Origin of the sequence: Klebsiella sp. X13, assembly GCF_003323835.1 — a bacterium.
In the GTDB taxonomy this organism is placed as follows: domain Bacteria; phylum Pseudomonadota; class Gammaproteobacteria; order Enterobacterales; family Enterobacteriaceae; genus Klebsiella; species Klebsiella ornithinolytica.
This window is the reverse complement of sequence record NZ_CP030874.1, coordinates 5,033,542-5,050,252: the sequence shown is the minus strand read 5'-3', so window position 1 is coordinate 5,050,252 and position 16,711 is coordinate 5,033,542. Positions and strand designations below refer to the sequence as shown.

General features: G+C 52.5%; 15 protein-coding genes. 11 read left to right on the top strand and 4 right to left on the bottom strand.

What is annotated here, in order from left to right; all coding sequences use genetic code 11:
- Nucleotides 1-3 precede the first annotated feature (3 nt).
- On the bottom strand, nucleotides 4-486 hold the full coding sequence (locus tag DSD31_RS26550) for a hypothetical protein (protein ID WP_224050099.1): 483 nt from the start codon (nucleotides 484-486) through the stop codon (nucleotides 4-6).
- Between the two features lie 6 nt (nucleotides 487-492).
- Nucleotides 493-1,347 (bottom strand): winged helix-turn-helix domain-containing protein, encoded by an 855-nt coding sequence (locus DSD31_RS24080; protein ID WP_015585358.1) that lies wholly within the window; start codon nucleotides 1,345-1,347, stop codon nucleotides 493-495.
- A gap of 441 nt (nucleotides 1,348-1,788) precedes the next feature.
- Here DSD31_RS24080 and DSD31_RS24075 point away from each other — a divergent pair, with 441 nt between their 5' ends.
- The 6 genes from DSD31_RS24075 to DSD31_RS24050 all read left to right on the top strand — a co-directional run bounded on the left by DSD31_RS24075 (nucleotide 1,789) and on the right by DSD31_RS24050 (nucleotide 8,708).
- Nucleotides 1,789-2,364: a LuxR C-terminal-related transcriptional regulator gene (locus DSD31_RS24075; protein ID WP_004856502.1), complete on the top strand. Its 576-nt coding sequence runs from the start codon at nucleotides 1,789-1,791 to the stop codon at nucleotides 2,362-2,364.
- A gap of 175 nt (nucleotides 2,365-2,539) precedes the next feature.
- A complete protein-coding gene (gene ecpA, locus DSD31_RS24070) occupies nucleotides 2,540-3,124 on the top strand; it encodes a common pilus major fimbrillin subunit EcpA (RefSeq protein WP_004856503.1) in 585 nt (194 codons plus the stop codon).
- A 59-nt stretch (nucleotides 3,125-3,183) separates the two neighbouring features.
- Nucleotides 3,184-3,852, top strand: coding sequence for an EcpB family pilus assembly chaperone (locus DSD31_RS24065; protein ID WP_004856504.1), 669 nt, complete (start codon nucleotides 3,184-3,186; stop codon nucleotides 3,850-3,852).
- Between the two features lie 24 nt (nucleotides 3,853-3,876).
- Nucleotides 3,877-6,408 (top strand): fimbrial biogenesis outer membrane usher protein, encoded by a 2,532-nt coding sequence (locus tag DSD31_RS24060; RefSeq protein WP_004856505.1) that lies wholly within the window; start codon nucleotides 3,877-3,879, stop codon nucleotides 6,406-6,408.
- Complete coding sequence (ecpD, locus tag DSD31_RS24055) at nucleotides 6,398-8,041, top strand: fimbrial adhesin EcpD (RefSeq protein ID WP_004856507.1); 1,644 nt, start codon at nucleotides 6,398-6,400, stop codon at nucleotides 8,039-8,041. The genes DSD31_RS24060 and ecpD overlap by 11 nt, the downstream gene beginning before the upstream one ends.
- Nucleotides 8,010-8,708, top strand: a complete 699-nt coding sequence (locus DSD31_RS24050) for a fimbrial biogenesis chaperone (RefSeq protein WP_004856509.1) — start codon at nucleotides 8,010-8,012, stop codon at nucleotides 8,706-8,708. Before ecpD ends, DSD31_RS24050 begins: the two co-directional genes overlap by 32 nt.
- A 47-nt stretch (nucleotides 8,709-8,755) precedes the next feature.
- Here DSD31_RS24050 and DSD31_RS24045 read toward each other — a convergent pair whose 3' ends face one another.
- Nucleotides 8,756-9,037 (bottom strand): YjcB family protein, encoded by a 282-nt coding sequence (locus tag DSD31_RS24045; protein ID WP_004856511.1) that lies wholly within the window; start codon nucleotides 9,035-9,037, stop codon nucleotides 8,756-8,758.
- A gap of 533 nt (nucleotides 9,038-9,570) precedes the next feature.
- On the opposite strand from DSD31_RS24045, the gene DSD31_RS24040 reads away from it, so the two are divergent.
- Nucleotides 9,571-11,154 (top strand): EAL domain-containing protein, encoded by a 1,584-nt coding sequence (locus DSD31_RS24040; RefSeq protein WP_113991352.1) that lies wholly within the window; start codon nucleotides 9,571-9,573, stop codon nucleotides 11,152-11,154.
- A gap of 4 nt (nucleotides 11,155-11,158) precedes the next feature.
- Here the strand turns inward: DSD31_RS24040 and soxS are convergent, their stop codons facing one another.
- Nucleotides 11,159-11,488 carry a superoxide response transcriptional regulator SoxS gene (gene soxS / locus DSD31_RS24035; protein WP_004856516.1) on the bottom strand — a complete coding sequence of 110 codons (330 nt, stop codon included), beginning with the start codon at nucleotides 11,486-11,488 and terminating at the stop codon, nucleotides 11,159-11,161.
- A gap of 85 nt (nucleotides 11,489-11,573) precedes the next feature.
- Between soxS and soxR the strand changes: the two genes are divergently transcribed.
- The 4 genes from soxR (at nucleotide 11,574) to DSD31_RS24015 (ending at nucleotide 16,619) form a co-directional block, all read left to right on the top strand.
- Nucleotides 11,574-12,035 carry a redox-sensitive transcriptional activator SoxR gene (gene soxR / locus DSD31_RS24030; protein WP_004856518.1) on the top strand — a complete coding sequence of 154 codons (462 nt, stop codon included), beginning with the start codon at nucleotides 11,574-11,576 and terminating at the stop codon, nucleotides 12,033-12,035.
- A 257-nt stretch (nucleotides 12,036-12,292) separates the two neighbouring features.
- The gene (locus DSD31_RS24025) at nucleotides 12,293-12,958 is read left to right on the top strand and encodes a glutathione S-transferase family protein (protein ID WP_064359436.1); all 666 of its coding nucleotides are present in this window, start codon (nucleotides 12,293-12,295) and stop codon (nucleotides 12,956-12,958) included.
- A gap of 391 nt (nucleotides 12,959-13,349) precedes the next feature.
- Nucleotides 13,350-14,699, top strand: a complete 1,350-nt coding sequence (locus tag DSD31_RS24020) for an NCS2 family permease (protein WP_004856522.1) — start codon at nucleotides 13,350-13,352, stop codon at nucleotides 14,697-14,699.
- A 273-nt stretch (nucleotides 14,700-14,972) separates the two neighbouring features.
- Nucleotides 14,973-16,619, top strand: a complete 1,647-nt coding sequence (locus DSD31_RS24015) for a Na+/H+ antiporter (RefSeq protein WP_004856523.1) — start codon at nucleotides 14,973-14,975, stop codon at nucleotides 16,617-16,619.
- Nucleotides 16,620-16,711: the final 92 nt, after the last annotated feature.

The following is a 16,711-nucleotide window of genomic DNA, read 5'->3' as shown; positions in this document are numbered from 1 at the left end:
ATGCTAACTATTTGTATTTTCACAAATAAAATAAGGGGTGTTTGTTGACATAAAGACCCATGAGTCATGTTTTATCTTTAATATTTTGATAATGAACCGATCTTCTTTTCTGATCTCCGTAAAGAACGGCGGTAGAATCTCATCGAATTTTTCAGGAAGCGCAGTGGCATTCGAGCGAATATTCGTGTCGCTACTTCTGAAAATATAAATGTTATTTTTATTTTTTACATAGGTTATATATTTTCTGATGCTGATATTATCCATTGAATTTCCTGAGCTACCGGTGAATGTAATTAATCCATCACCATCGCTGGCAAAGAAAGTGACAGAGAAAGCAAATTCTTTACCATCATTAACTATTGAAAAAGCGGACGTGCAGTTAATGCTTTCACCGTCATCAGATGAGCTGATGTAATAAAAAGCAAGGCTTATTGTGATAATAATGACTGTATATGCAAGAGCTTTATTTATCTTTCGTGTTTTCATGTTGTGTTATTTTAAGTAATAAAATGAGGTACAGAATGATTTTTTATTAGATTTTATTGGATATCGACAGGAGATCAGTGATGTCCTGCTCGATGGGTAATGATTCGTTATATAAATAGTCCGTCCATTTGAGCAGCTGATATTATGCTCTTTGAGAAAATTAATATAGTACTCATCAAATCTTAGGTCATCGTTTCTGAAAATCTTGCAGCTATTGATTGTCGTGATCAGTGTATACGACGCGAAAGGTGAATCGGTTGTTGCTGACTGATTAATGAAGATATGCAACAGAATAATCAACAAACTTGTAATACCGGCGACAAGACATCCTGTCTTTCTTTTTCTCACGGCCCCGATGATTGTCCTCGACAGGACGTCACCTTTGTCTTGCGCCGTCGGTGGGTCGGCGTGAAGTTGCTGGCTCCCTTCATCATGAGCGCCATGTCCTTCCGTCACCGCTCTGTTTATCTGATTTATTTCTGCAGCGGCGATATCATTAGCCTTCTCCGCAGGAGTCCCGGGAGCCTCAATCCGGATATTCGCTTCATCCGCAATCATGAAACCCCGTTTAGGGATTGTTTGAATAAGTGTGCCATTCACATTGAAGCGATTTAAAGATTTACGCAGCAAAGAGATGTTTTGATATAGAGTATTTGGCGTAACACTCATCCCTCTTTCTCCCCACGCATTTTGCAGCAGCTCTGCCTGGGTGACAATTCGTCCCTGATTTCTTATTAACAAATCAAAGCAAAGGCTTGCGGGTATTGCCAGGGCCATGCGTTCATTACTTTTTATGGAATGGAGAGTATGCGCTTCTGAGTTAAATCGCAGCGTGTTCTCGATAACGTAAATAGTAGCCATATATGATTTCTTATTGTGAGAATAGTTACCACTGTGTCATTTATCTGGGGTTTGATGCCGCGATACTAGCACCAAAGAGTAAACCTGACATTCACTCATAACTAAGAATAATCTTAATCCCCGGGTGAGAGTTTTTCTGAATTGCTTTTTATTTGTTAAATTTACTAACTATTCTGATATTTATCAATGGCTTGAGTTTTAACAAATGCTCAACAGATGTGATTTTTTTGCCCTTCATAACTTTATGAGTAATAAATTTTGCTTATTAAGCTTACTATTTGTGTATGAAATGTGGCGGTGCTACCGTAACAAAAATAATAGTGATGTTTTGTCACCTTTCATAAAAGAAAAGTAAAAAAGCAGGGGCCAACGTCATCATGGATGTTGGCGTCTGCCGACGGATGGGGTCAACAGGCTCAATGGAATGGAGGTTCTGTTATCATGGCTGTATTGATCGTAACAGATAATTATTTCTATATGCAGGGTCTGGTCAGCATGGCTGACGATGAGTGCAACATCACCTGGGTCGATAACATTGACAATGAGTATGCGCACCAGCAGTGCCAGGCACTGAGCGCCGATGATTACGTCATTATCCATTTTGCACAGATAGATAAAATGCTTTGCTCGTATCAGTATTATTTGATGAACAGTCCGGCGAAAGTGATTGTGGCTCCAGATGCCAAATTTGTCACTGATGTTTCTGACATCAACAATATCTGCTTTCTGTCTGCTGATGCGAGCGTTAAAACGGTTGAAAGTATCCTTAAACTGAAGAAGTTTAAAGTCAGAAAAAGAAACCTCACGGTTCGTGAAGAGAAGATTATGTCATTGCTGATTATTGGTAACTTAATTAATGACATTTCTAAAACACTTGGTCTGAGTATCAAGACAGTGAGTTTACATAAAAGTAATACCAGCAATAAGGTCGGCTTGTTGAATAACAACAACATTACCATGCTTGCCTTAATGCGTTTTATCTTGCCGGCATCAGGGACCGACATGATTCTTATTTAATGTTGTATTACTGCAGTGTTATTGCGTTTTATTTTCACGGAAATCTATTAAGTTTTATCGATTGTATTCAATTTTTGCATTTAAGAACATCCTGTTCTTAAGGGTAATGGCTCCATAAATAACTATGGAACAGCACGGGCGATATAAAGCCTTTTATTTTTCTCAGGTGATGAATATGAAATTGAAAATGTTAGCAGCAGCTCTTGTGACGACTTTCTGTGTGGGCGCTGTTCAGGCAGCAGACGTTACGGCTCAGGCCGTCGCAACCTGGTCGGCAACGGCAAAAAAAGACACCACCAGCAAACTGGTTGTGACACCTCTGGGTAGCCTGGCTTTCCAGTATGCAGAAGGAATTAAAGGCTTTAACACCCAGAAAGGTCTGTTCGATGTTGCGATTGAAGGGGATGCGACTGCGACAGCATTTAAACTGACCTCCCGTCTGATTACCAACACCCTGACTCAGCTGGATACCTCCGGTTCGACGCTGAATGTCGGTGTGGATTATAACGGCGTTGCCGTCGAAAAAGCGGCTGATACCGTCATGATCGATACGGCGAATGGCGTTCTGGGCGGCAACCTTAGCGCGCTGTCTAACGGTTACAACCAGGCTGGCCGCGCTACTGCACAGGATGGTTTCAACTTCTCAATCATCAGCGGCACCGCCGATGGTACGAATGCAGTCAACGATTACAGCACGCTGCCGGAAGGGATCTGGAGCGGTGACGTCAGCGTCCAGTTCGACGCGACCTGGACCAGCTGATTTCTCTGTAGCACGAGCAGGGGGGATTCCCCCTGCTTTCTTCCACGGACCGAATTCATATGAAAAACCGCATTCTGGCTATCAGCCTGTATTTTTGCGCCATCATGCCGGCCCTGGCACTGGATGTTGGCGATATTTCTTCATTTATGAACAGCGACGCCAGCGTGCTCAGTAAAGAGATTAAAAATACCACCGAGAGTGGACGTTTAATCAATATCCATGTTGAACGTCTTTCCTCACCGCTTGAAGGCGGCAGCGTGATTCCGATGGACACTCAGGATGAAGTGCTGCTGACACCCGCCAGCCTGCTACTGCCCGCGAAGAGTCGTGATGTCATTCGCTTTTTCTACAAAGGCCCGGCGGATAGTAAAGAGCGCTACTACCGCATCGTCTGGTTCGATCAGGCGTTGAGCGATGCGCAGCGCGATAGTGCCAGGCGCAGTGCGGTTGCTACCGCATCGGCCCGTATCGGCACCATCCTGGTCGTTGCCCCACGCAAGGCGGATTACCGCTATCAGTATGCCAACGGAACGCTGGTGAATACCGGCAATGCCACGCTACGTATCCTGGCTTACGGCCCCTGCCTGAAGCCCGCAGATGGCAAAGAATGCAAAGAAAACTATTACCTCATGCCCGGCAAAGAGCGCCGTTTCACCCGCGTGAATGTTGCCGATAAAAAAGGGCGGGTCGCACTCTGGCAAGGCGAGCAGTTTGTTCCCGTAAAATAACAATTGTGCTGACGGAATCAGGTTATGCCTTTACGACGGATTTCACCTGAGCTGAAAACGCTCATTGCCTGTGGTATGGCCATTTTTACTCTTCCGCTTAGTGTGAATGCTGCTCCGCAGCAGGTGCAGCAAATTGGCGGCGTGGTGATTCCCCAGGCATTCAGCCAGGCGCTACAGGATGGAATGAGTATTCCACTGTTTCTTCACCTGGAAGGCAGTGCGGGGACGCAGGACGACCAGCGGCTTGGCAGTGCGTTTATCTGGCTGGATGCCGGCACGCTTCGCGTCCGTCATATTCAGCTGGAAGAGCGCGGTGACAACGCCAGCGTGAGCGAACAAACCCGAAAAACGCTGACTGAACTGGCGAATGAACCCTTCAACAGCGATTTACACATCGCGCTCACCCGCGATGCGCAGCTGCAGCTCAGCCTGCGGCAACTGCTGCTGCAACTGGTCGTGAAACGAGAAGCGCTGGGAACCGTCCTGCGCTCGCGCAGTGAAGATATCGGCCAGTCCAGCGTTAACAGCATCAGCAGCAGTCTGAACTATAACCTCGGCGTCTATAACAACCAGATGCGTAACGCGGGCAACAGTACGTCCAGCTATCTGTCGTTAAACAGCGTCAGCTCCCTGCGCGAGCACCATATTGTGTTGGACGGGTCGCTCTACGGCACCGGAACCAGCAATCAGGATAGCGAAATTTATAAGGCCATGTATGAGCGTGATTTCGCCGGGCATCGCTTTGCCGGCGGGATGCTGGATACGTGGAATTTACAGTCGCTTGGACCGATGACCGCCATTTCTGCCGGGAAAATCTACGGCGCATCCTGGGGAAACCAGGCCAGCTCAACGGTGTTTGATAATTCACAATCGGTCACGCCGATCGTGGCTTTCTTGCCTGCCGCGGGTGAAGTGCATTTGTCGCGCGACGGGCGTCTGCTGAGCGTACAGAACTTCGTGATGGGTAACCACGAAGTGGACACCCGGGGCCTGCCATATGGCATTTATGATGTGGACGTTGAGGTGATCGTCAATGGCCGGGTGGTCAGCAAGCGTACTCAGCGGGTGAATAAACTCTTCAGTCGCGGGCGCGGAGCGGGCGCACCGCTGGCCTGGCAGGTGTGGGGCGGCAGCTTCCATATGGATCGCTGGTCAGAGAGCGGCAAGAAGAGCAAACCGGCAAAAGAGAGCTGGCTGGCAGGGGCGTCGACATCCGGCTCCGTGGGCACGCTCAGCTGGGCGGCAACCGGCTACGGTTATGATAGCAATGCCGTCGCCGAGACGCGTCTGACCGTACCACTGACGGAGTCTGTCAACGTTAACCTGCAAAATATGCTGGCCAGCGATAGCTCCTGGAGCAGCATTGGCAGCATCAGCGCCGCGTTGCCCGGCGGTTTTAGCACCGTCTGGGTTAACCAGGAAAAAACCATTATTGGCGACAGGTTGCGGCGCAGCGATGCCGACAACCGGGCGATTGGCGGAACCCTTAACCTGAACCCGCTGTGGTCAAAGCTGGGGACCTTTAGCATTAGCTACAACGATGACCGTCGCTACAACAGCCATTACTACACGGCGGATTATTATCAGACTCTCTTTAGCGGGGCCTTCGGTTCGCTGGGCCTGCGTGCCGGTATTCAGCGCTTCAATAATGGCGGCGGCGGTAGCAGTAGCAGTACCGGGAAATATATCGCGCTCGACTTCTCACTCCCCCTGGGGAACTGGTTCAGCGCCGGTATGACCCACCAGAACGGCTATACGATGGCAAACCTTTCCGCCCGTAAACAGTTTGATGAGGGCGTGGTACGTACCCTTGGGGCCAATATTTCGCGGGCGATCTCCGGTGATACCGGCGATGACAAAACGCTGAGCGGCGGCGGCTATGCCCAGTTCGATACCCGCTATGCCAATGGCACCCTCAATATTAACAGCGGCGCTGACGGCTATGTGAATACCAACCTGACCGCCAGCGGTAGCGTCGGCTGGCAGGGGCGAAATATTGCCGCCAGCGGACGCACCGATGGCAACGCCGGCGTGATTTTTAACACCGATCTCGATGATGACGGCAAGCTGAGCGCCAGGGTCAACGGACGGGTCATCCAGCTGACCGGCAAACGCAATTATCTGCCGCTTTCGCCGTACAGCCGTTACGAAGTCGAGCTGCAAAACAGTAAGAACTCAATCGACAGCTACGACATTGTCAGCAACCGCAAGAGCAGTCTGACGCTCTACCCGGGCAACGTGGCGGTGATCGAGCCGGAAGTGAAACAGATGGTGACCGTTTCCGGGCGCATCCGCGCCGAAGATGGAACGCTGCTGGCCAATGCACACATCAATAACCATATTGGCCGGACCCGTACCGATAACACCGGAGGATTCGTTATGGACGTGGATAAAAAATATCCCACCATCGATTTCACCTACGGCAATAACCAAAGCTGTGAAGTCGGGCTTGAGATAAGTCAGGCGCGCGGGGCGGTGTGGGTCGGCGATGTCGTCTGCACGGGTCTGAAAACTTACGCCAGCGCGCAGCAGGCAGGAGAAGGTCATGAAAGCTAAGTGGTTCCCGTTGGTAAGCCTGTTTATCGTCGCGCTGTGCGCGGTGCGGGCAGAGGCGGCGGTAACGAAAACAACCTGGGCGGACGCGGCAGCGGTGCAGTTTGTTTTTGTGGAAAACAACTCCGATGATAACTTTTTCGCCACGCCGGGCGGCGTGCTGGATCCGCGCATGACCGGCGCCAGTCGTTGGACCGGGCTGAAATATACCGGTAGCGGCACTATCTACCAGCAGAGTCTGGGCTATATCGATAACGGCTATAACACCGGGCTGAATGCCAACTGGAAGTTTGACATGTGGCTGGAAAACTCGCCGGTGTCGAATCCCCTGAGCGGGCTGCGCTGCATCAACTGGTACGCCGGTTGCGATATGGCGACCAGTCTGATTTTGCCTCAGGTCACCGATGCGAACGGCTTTTACGGTGTGACGGTGACCTCCGGTGGACAAAAATGGATGCACGGCATGATGTCGGACGCTTTCTACCAGTATCTGCAGCAGATGCCGGTAGGCGGCAGCATGTCGATGACGATCAACGCCTGCCAGACTTCCGTCTCCTACGATGCAAGCAGCGGAGCGCGCTGCAAAGATCAGGCCTCCGGCGCCTGGTACGTGCGTAAAGTGACCCATACTAAAGCGGCAAACTTAAAGCTGATTAACACCCATTCTCTGACCGAAGTCTTTATCAATAGCGATGGGATCCCGACGCTGGGCGAGGGCAGCTCGAACTGTCGCGCGCAGACGATTGGTACCCGTAGCGGTCTGAGCTGCAAGATGGTCAACTATGCGTTACAGCATAATGGGCTGAGCAACACTTCGATTCATATTTTCCCGGCGATTAACAACACGTCGCTGACCTCGGCGGTGAATATCTATGATATGCAGTTCAGCCTCGATGGTAACAGCTGGAAACCGGTCAGCAGCAATGCCTACTACTATACGTTTAACGAGATGAAATCCTCGGATTCGGTCTACATCTTCTTTTCCAGCAACTTCTTTAAGCAGATGGTGGCGCTGGGTATCAGTGATATTAATACCAAGGATCTGTTTAATTTCCGCTTCCAGAACACCACTTCGCCGGAGTCCGGCTGGTATGAGTTTTCTACCTCCAACTCGCTGATTATCAAACCGCGTGATTTCAGCATCAGCATTATTTCCGATGAGTACAGCAGTTCGCCGTCGCGCGAAGGGTATGTCGGGGCGGGGCAGCCGTCACTGGATTTTGGTTATATCGTCACCACCAGCGGAAAAACCGCCGCCGATGAAGTCCTGATCAAAGTGACCGGCCCGTCGCAGTCGATCGCCGGGCGTTCATATTGCCTGTTCAGTTCTGCGGACGGGGTGACAAAGGTGCCTTTCCCCGGGCTGCTGACGTTTACCACCCAGACCGGAACGACCAAAAATTATGATGCCGGCTGTGATGACAGCTGGCGCGATATGACGGATGCGCTGTGGCTGACGACGCCGTGGACAGATGCTTCCGGCGATATTGGCGTGATGAACAAGACGACGGTGAAATTTTCCATCCCGATGAACGACAGTATTTCGTTGAGAACGGTAGATGACGATGGCTGGTTTGGTGAAGTGAGTGCTTCAGGAGAGATTCATGTTCAGGCGACATGGCGCAATATTAATTAACCTGCTCCAGACCGTCGCGTGGTTGCTGCTCCTGGGCCTACCAACGGCGGGCCTGGCGATTTCCGTCGGTAATTTAACCTTTTCGCTGGGCGCAGAGGAGAGCTTTGTCGCCAAACGGGTACTGAATAACAACCCGAGCGCGCGGCTCTATCAGATTTCCGTCGTCGGGATAGACCGGCCGGGAGGTAATGAGGTTCGCTCTCGTCCGGCAGATGGCGAACTGCTCTTTGCCCCGCGTCAGCTCACTTTGCAGGCCGGGCAAGGGGAATATTTTAAATTTTATTATCATGGCCCGCAGGATAATCGTGAACGTTATTACCGGGTTTCGTTTCGCGAAATTCCCACCCGAAACCGCATTGGCCGTACTGCGGCCGGTGGATCGGTAGGTATTGATCCGGTGGTGGTGATGGAAACTATTATGGTGGTACGCCCGCGGCAGGTGCAGTTCAAATGGGCCTTCGATCGGCAGGCGGGAAGCGTCAGCAACAGCGGCAATACCTGGTTTAAACTGCTGATCAAGCCGGGATGCGATGCAACCGAAGAAGAGGGTGAGGCCTGGTACTTACGGCCAGGAGATGTGGTTCGCCAGGCGGCGCTGCGCCAGCCTGGGAATAAATACATTATCTATAATGATAAATTTATTAAAATATCAAAGGATTGCGAGTAGGCTTTGCCGATAAATAAAAAAGCCTCCCGCAGGAAGCTTTTTTATTATCAGGTCATGACCATCGGCCATTGGGGGGGCGTCTGACTCATGACTTCGATCATGACGTCTTTGATATTGCCCCAGATTTTCGCGATATCCAGCAGCGTGATCCCCAACAAGCCGGTGGCGAACCAGCAGGCCGCCACCAGGCCGATGCAGCTACAAATAACGGCTAAACCGGCATAGTCACTTTTGCGTAGCTGAATGTTCATCGAGCTGGCCAAAAACATCAGAACCGCGCTCACCAGCGGCCAGCGCAAAAGTATGACACTGGTAGTTATGGAAGCCATCAACCTCATCCTCAAAGAAAATCGGCTGCCTTTGACAACCTGGCGAGACTGACGATGACGTGGCGCTCTGGCTATCTACGGGCAATCAGGAGAATAATGAAACATTGTTCTTGTTTCATCAAGTTGTGTGAACTATATCACATTTGCTGTTTTATTCACCAGCCCAAAATGCGCGTTTTTGGTGGTTTTTAAAGCCGTGCTTTTATTGTGGATAATGAGGGTGGGGGCATTTTACCGCGACCTCAAACAGGCAACCTGATTTTCGCGGCGTCCGGTTTCTTTTTTTGTGCTCGTTATCTACGGCTTTTATTACATATTCTTGCCGATCGGACGGATAAACCGAATCAGCGAACGACACTGTTTTTATAATGCCGAGAGTGTTTCTCGATTCTCTGCGAAATTAGTATTATTCATCATTATTGAGGGTGGGGTTTTTACATCAAACGACTGGTTGCTGAAAATAGTCTCTGTTGTATAACAACGAGTGTGATCTTTTACCGTGATAAGGCATATCGTATGGATAAAAAACGGAAATGAATCGTCGCACATTGCACAACGTGTTGAGAATATTGGGAGTGACGCTGGTGGTTCTGCTCCCCGTCGTGCTGGCGCTGTGGTTTGCGCAAATCAGAGCCAAAGCCGAAACCTCCGACCGGCTTCATGCATTTTCACAACTGGCGCTACAGAAAACGGAAATGGTTGTTTATGAAGCCGATCGCGCGCGTGAAAAAGCCTTGCAGTTTAAGGGGACAATATGCTCTTTCGCACATCAGCAATATATGTTGTCGGTTGTTCGCAGCCTGCTTTATGTCGATGATTTAATTTATGCCGACGGTACGCGTTTGTTTTGCTCGACTGCGGTCCGCCCCGATACCGCATGGCGTATTCCGCCGGCGAATTATACAAAAAAGCCGGATATCGCTATCTACTACTATCGCGATACGCCTTTCTATCCCGGTTTTGCGATGAACTATATGCAGCGAGGGCACTACATTGCGGTTATTAATCCGCTCTCCTACAGTTCGTTAATATCGAGTGATAAAGATTTATCCTACGGTTTGTACGATACAAAAACGAATCAGTTTTTTTCCACCAGTAAAAATGCCGACCCCGCGGTACTGCATGGTCTGATTCGTCAGGAAGATGCCTTTTTTCGGCACGGTAACCGGGTGTACACCGTGGCTCATTCCGCCATCCGCCCGATCGCCGTGATTATGTCTACCTCATACGCCAGTTATTACCAGAGCTTTTATGATCAGGTGACGCTCACCCTGCCGCTGGGGGGGATTTGCAGCATTTTGATCTTACTGGTGTGGTGGCGCACCCGGCAGCAATACCATTCGCCGCGAAATATGCTGCAACGCGCGCTCAATCGGCGTCAGCTGTGCCTGCATTATCAGCCGATAATCGATATCGAAAACAACCGCTGCGTCGGAGCCGAAGCGCTGCTGCGCTGGCCGGGATTTGACGGGCCGGTGATGACGCCGGCGGAGTTTATCCCTCTGGCGGAAAACGAAGGGATGATTGCGCAGGTTACCGATTACGTGGTGGATGAGTTATTTTCCGAACTCGGGGAGTTTTTGGCCGGGCATCCGCATCTGTATATTGCGATTAACCTGTCGGCCACCGATTTCCACTCTTCGCGGCTCATTGCCCAAATCGGTGAAAAGGCGCGGAGCTATGCGGTGAATATCGATCAAATTAAAATTGAAGTCACCGAGCGCGGATTTATTGACGTGCAGAAAACGATGCCGGTCATCCAGGCATTCCGCGAAGCCGGGTATGAAATTGCCATTGATGACTTCGGCACCGGCTATTCCAATCTGTATAATCTCCACTCGCTTAACGTGGATATCCTGAAGATCGATAAATCGTTTATCGATACGCTCACTACCAATAGCACCAGCTACACGATCGCCGAGCATATTATTGAAATGGCCCGCAGCCTGCATTTAAAGACCGTTGCCGAAGGCGTCGAAACGGCGGACCAGGTTAACTGGCTGCGAAAACGCGGGGTCCGGTATTGTCAGGGCTGGCACTTTGCGAAAGCGATGCCGCCACAGGAGTTCAGGCAGTGGCTGGCCAACGATCCCGGGCTGCTCAGCCCTTGCATGTGAACGCTCAGGCGGAAATTTGATGACGATAATCGCTGGGGGTACGATCGAACTCCCGGCGAAATACCCGTGAGAACGTCTGCTGCGACACGTAGCCCAGATCCATCGCAATATCAAAGATCGGTCGCTGGGTTGTCCGAAGCGCCTCTGCGGCCAGCAACAGCCGGCGCTGGCGGATGTAATCGCCCAGCGTTTGATGCATCACGGCGCGGAACATCCGCTGGAGGTACCATTTTGAATACCCGGATTTTCTGGCGACTACATCAATGTTAAGTGGTTGATCGATATGTTCATCAATCCATTCAATAAGCGTTTGGATAATATCCTGATGGGACATAAAGCGGCCTCTCTCAATTCTCGATTCGTCGTTTTGTCTGCGGGCGAGTATAATTCCTCAAGTTAACTTGAGGTAAAGCGCTTTTATGGAAAAGAAATCCCCCCGTATTAAAATGCTGTTGACCCCCGGCGAGGTGGCAAAGCGTACCGGCGTTGCCGTCTCCGCCCTGCATTTCTATGAAAGCAAAGGGTTAATTCACAGCCAGCGTAATGCCGGTAATCAGCGGCGCTATCGCCGCGATGTGCTGCGCGCGGTGGCAATCATCAAGATTGCCCAACGAATCGGCATTCCGCTGTCGACCATTGGTGATGCGTTCGGCGTGTTGCCGGAAGGGCATAACCTCAGCGCGAAGGAGTGGAAACAGCTCTCATCGCAGTGGCGGGAGGAGCTTGATCGGCGTATTCATACCCTGACCGCGCTGCGCGACCAGCTGGATGGCTGTATCGGCTGCGGCTGTCTGTCGCGACGCGACTGCCCGCTGCGCAACCCGGGAGATAAGCTGGGTGAAGAGGGGACCGGCGCGCGGCTACTGGAGGATGACGTATAAAACTAAAGCGCCACAACAGGGCGCTTTAGTTGTTTTCCGGTCTTTGTCTTTAATACTATCCTGGTCGTTCGCAGGAGGGTTTCCCCCGACGTCGGCTCACCTCGGTATTGCGCAAGATGTTGATGGAGGTTCCGGATTGCGCCGACAACTTAATTGTGGCACAGCCCGGCTTTTTCACCCGTTTATTTCGGCGAAATTTTTCCGCCAATCGCCGTCAGTTCCTATAGTTAATTTGAACGAATTACGGGAGGACCTCCATGCTGACGGTACATCATCTCAATCAATCGCGATCCCAGCGTGTGCTGTGGGCGCTTGAAGAACTCCAGTTGCCTTATCGCATTGTCAGCTACCAGCGGGAAAAAAATATGCTGGCGCCGCCGGCGTTAAAGCAGATCCACCCGCTCGGAAAATCCCCGGTGGTGGAAGATAACGGCTACGTGCTGGCGGAATCGGGCGCCATCCTGGAGTACCTGCAGGAAACCTACGATAGCGACCAACGGTTCAGACCGCAGGCGATGGCGGATAAGCTGCAATACCGTTTCTGGCTGCACTATGCCGAGGGTTCACTGATGCCGCTGATGTTGATGAAACTGGTGTTTGCCAGCCTCGGTAAACCGCCCATTCCGCTCGGGATGCGCACGCTGGGCAATGCCCTGGGCAAAGGGGTACAGAAGGCCTGGCTGGACCGGCAAATCGCCACGCACGCTCGCTATATTGAGGATCATCTCTCCCGTCAGCCGTGGTTTGCCGGCGCGCAGCTCAGCATGGCCGATATCCAGATGAGCTTTCCGGTCATGGCGCTGCTGGCGCGCGGCGGCATCAAGGATCTGCCGCGGATCGGACAGTGGGTGCAGCGTATAGAGCAACGTCCGGCCTGGCAGAAAGCGATTGAACGCGGCGGCCCGTTCACCCTGCCGGAATGAGGTAGTGATTTTTGTGATGACCGCGGTGAATTGCTATCAGCGCAATACAAAAATGTTACCGGATTGCGCATAGACGACAACGTTTGCGCATCGGCTGGTTATTTCATGAACGCCATAAGCAAAATTTAGCGAATTAACACAAACTTCAGTTGAAAAGGCCCGTCTAAAGGCTGGATAATCGTTTGCCTTTGTATTTTGCTCGCTATTTATCCCTGTTCTGGGGGGAGCAAATACATTCTGACCACCGTTATTGTATGCGCGGAGTTAAACGTTTGCTTTTTTGCAGCCCCCCTGGCGCTGCGAGGTCGCACAAGGAGATCGCGTTTAGCTGGCAGTGGATGGTCCACCACGCATACGGACGAACGATTAAAATTTTCAGGGGAAGTTTTCTATGTCTACGCCTTCAGCGCGTACCGGCGGTTCATTAGACGCCTGGTTTAAAATTTCAGCTCGTGGCAGCTCCGTTCGTCAGGAGATTGTTGCCGGTTTAACCACCTTCCTGGCGATGGTGTACTCGGTCATTGTTGTCCCGGGCATGTTGGGTAAAGCCGGGTTTCCTCCGGCAGCCGTGTTCGTCTCCACTTGTCTGGTCGCCGGCGTAGGCTCTCTGGTGATGGGGCTGTGGGCAAACCTGCCGCTGGCCATCGGCTGTGCTATTTCGCTGACCGCGTTCACCGCCTTCAGCCTGGTGCTGGGGCAGCACATCAGTATTCCGGTTGCGCTGGGCGCCGTGTTCCTGATGGGCGTGCTGTTTACCATTATCTCCGCCACCGGTATTCGTAGCTGGATCCTGCGCAATTTACCGCAGGGCGTTGCGCACGGCACCGGGATAGGTATCGGCCTGTTTCTGCTGCTGATCGCCGCCAACGGCGTGGGCCTGGTGATTAAAAACCCACTGGACGGTTTGCCGGTGGCGCTGGGTCACTTCAACAGCTTCCCGGTGATTATGTCGCTGGTGGGGCTGGCGGTGATTATTGGTCTCGAAAAAATGAAAGTGCCGGGCGGAATTCTGCTGACCATTATCGGCATTTCGATCGTCGGGCTGATTTTTGACCCGAGCGTTCATTTCTCCGGTATTTTCGCGATGCCGTCGCTGAGCGACGACAAAGGCAACTCGCTGATTGGCAGCCTCGATATCATCGGCGCGCTGAACCCGGTAGTTCTGCCAAGCGTTCTGGCGCTGGTGATGACGGCGGTATTTGATGCCACCGGCACTATTCGCGCCGTGGCGGGGCAGGCAAACCTGCTGGATAAAGACGGGCAGATTATCAACGGCGGTAAAGCCTTGACCACCGACTCCCTGAGCAGCGTCTTCTCCGGCGTGGTCGGGGCGGCGCCGGCGGCGGTGTATATCGAATCCGCGGCAGGTACTGCGGCGGGCGGCAAAACCGGCCTCACCGCGGTGACCGTTGGCGTGCTGTTCCTGCTGATTCTGTTCCTCTCCCCGCTCTCTTATCTGGTACCTGCGTATGCCACGGCGCCAGCGCTGATGTATGTCGGTTTGCTGATGCTGAGCAACGTGGCGAAAATCGATTTTAATGATTTCGTCGATGCGATGGCCGGGCTTATCACCGCGGTCTTTATTGTGCTGACCTGTAACATCGTAACCGGCATCATGATCGGCTTTGCCGCCCTGGTCATTGGCCGTCTGGTGTCCGGCGAGTGGCGCAAGCTGAATCTGGGAACCGTTATCATCGCGGCCGCGCTGGTGATCTTCTACGCCGGTGGGTGGGCTATTTAAGCTTTTCTTGCGAATAGCGGGCGGCTCAGGCCGCCCGTTTTATTTTTAAGCCACATCCTGTTTCCTTTTGCGTTAATCTGAGTAGCGTATTATCCAGAGACATGACGCCTCCGGTGTATACCCGTCATACTTCAAGTTGCATGAGCGTTGGCTGTCCTCGCTCACCCCAGCCACTTACTTCAGTAAGCTCCTGGGGATTCCCTGCGTCGCCGCCTGCCTGCAACTCGAATTATTGAGGGTATAAAATAAGAAAACCCAGCAAACAGGGAACACATGGAAATATTCTTCACCATACTCATTATGACCCTCGTGGTCTCTCTCTCCGGGGTGGTTACACGCGTACTGCCCTTTCAGGTTCCACTACCACTGATGCAAATCGCCATTGGCGCGCTGTTGGCGTGGCCGACGTTTGGTTTGCATGTTGAATTCGACCCCGAGCTGTTCCTGGTCCTGTTTATCCCGCCGCTGCTTTTTGCCGACGGCTGGAAGACGCCGACCCGTGAATTTATTGAGCACGGACGAGAAATCCTCGGGCTGGCGCTGGCGCTGGTGCTGGTGACGGTGGTAGGTATTGGCTTCCTCATTTACTGGATCGTGCCGGGTATTCCGCTGATTCCCGCCTTTGCCCTGGCGGCGGTGCTGTCACCGACCGATGCCGTGGCGCTGTCAGGTATCGTGGGCGAAGGGCGCATTCCGAAAAAAATTATGGGAATTTTGCAGGGCGAGGCGTTGATGAACGATGCCTCCGGCCTGGTCTCGCTGAAGTTTGCCGTCGCCGTGGCGATGGGCACGATGGTCTTTACCGTCGGCGGTGCCACGGTCGAGTTCCTCAAGGTCGCCATCGGCGGTATCCTCGCCGGGTTTGTCGTGAGCTGGCTGTATGGTCGTTCGATGCGCTTCCTCAGCCGCTGGGGCGGCGACGAGCCGGCGACGCAGATTGTTCTGCTGTTCCTGCTGCCGTTTGCCTCCTACCTGATCGCGGAACATATCGGTGTATCCGGGATCCTGGCGGCGGTGGCGGCGGGGATGACCATCACCCGTTCCGGCGTGATGCGCACCGCGCCGCTGGCCATGCGTCTGCGTGCGAACAGTACCTGGGCGATGCTGGAATTTGTCTTTAACGGCATGGTCTTCCTGCTGTTGGGTCTGCAGCTGCCGGACATTCTGTCAACGTCGCTGGTGGCGGCGGAAGCGGATCCTAATGTTGAAACCTGGATGCTGTTTACCGACATTATCCTGATCTACGCCGCGCTGATGCTGGTGCGTTTTGGCTGGCTGTGGACGATGCGCAAATTAAGCCAGCGTTTCCTGAAGAGGAAACCGATGGAGTTTGGCTCGTGGACCACTCGTGAACTGCTGATCTCCTCCGTTGCCGGGGTACGCGGGGCGATAACCCTCGCCGGTGTGCTGTCGATTCCACTGCTGCTGCCTGACGGTAACGTCTTCCCGGCCCGCTATGAGCTGATCTTTTTGGCCGCCGGGGTGATTCTGTTCTCGCTGTTTGTCGGGGTGATTGCGCTACCGATTTTGCTCCGCCACATTGAGTCGAGCGACCATGTTCAGCAGCGTAAAGAAGAGCGGCTGGCGCGCGCGGCGACGGCAGATGTGGCGATTGTCGCGATTCAGAAAATGGAGGAGCGTCTGGCGGCTGACACCAAAGAGAATATTGATAACCAGCTGCTGACCGAGGTCAGTTCGCGGGTGATTGGTAATCTGCGCCGCCGCGTCGACGGACGCAACGATGTCGAAACCTCCATCCTCGAAGAGCAGCTTGAGCGTCGGTTCCGCCTGGCGGCGCTGCGTTCAGAACGCGGAGAGCTGTATCATCTTCGTGCGACCCGGCAGATCAGCAATGAAACGCTGCAGAAGCTGCTCCACGACCTTGACCTGCTGGAAGCGCTGCTAATCGAAGATCAGTAGCAGCGTACCGCTTCCCCGGCGGCGCTACGCTGGCCGGGCGATGAATTCAGTATGACTGTTTTTGTCGCCCGGCCAGGCGCAACGCGCCGCCT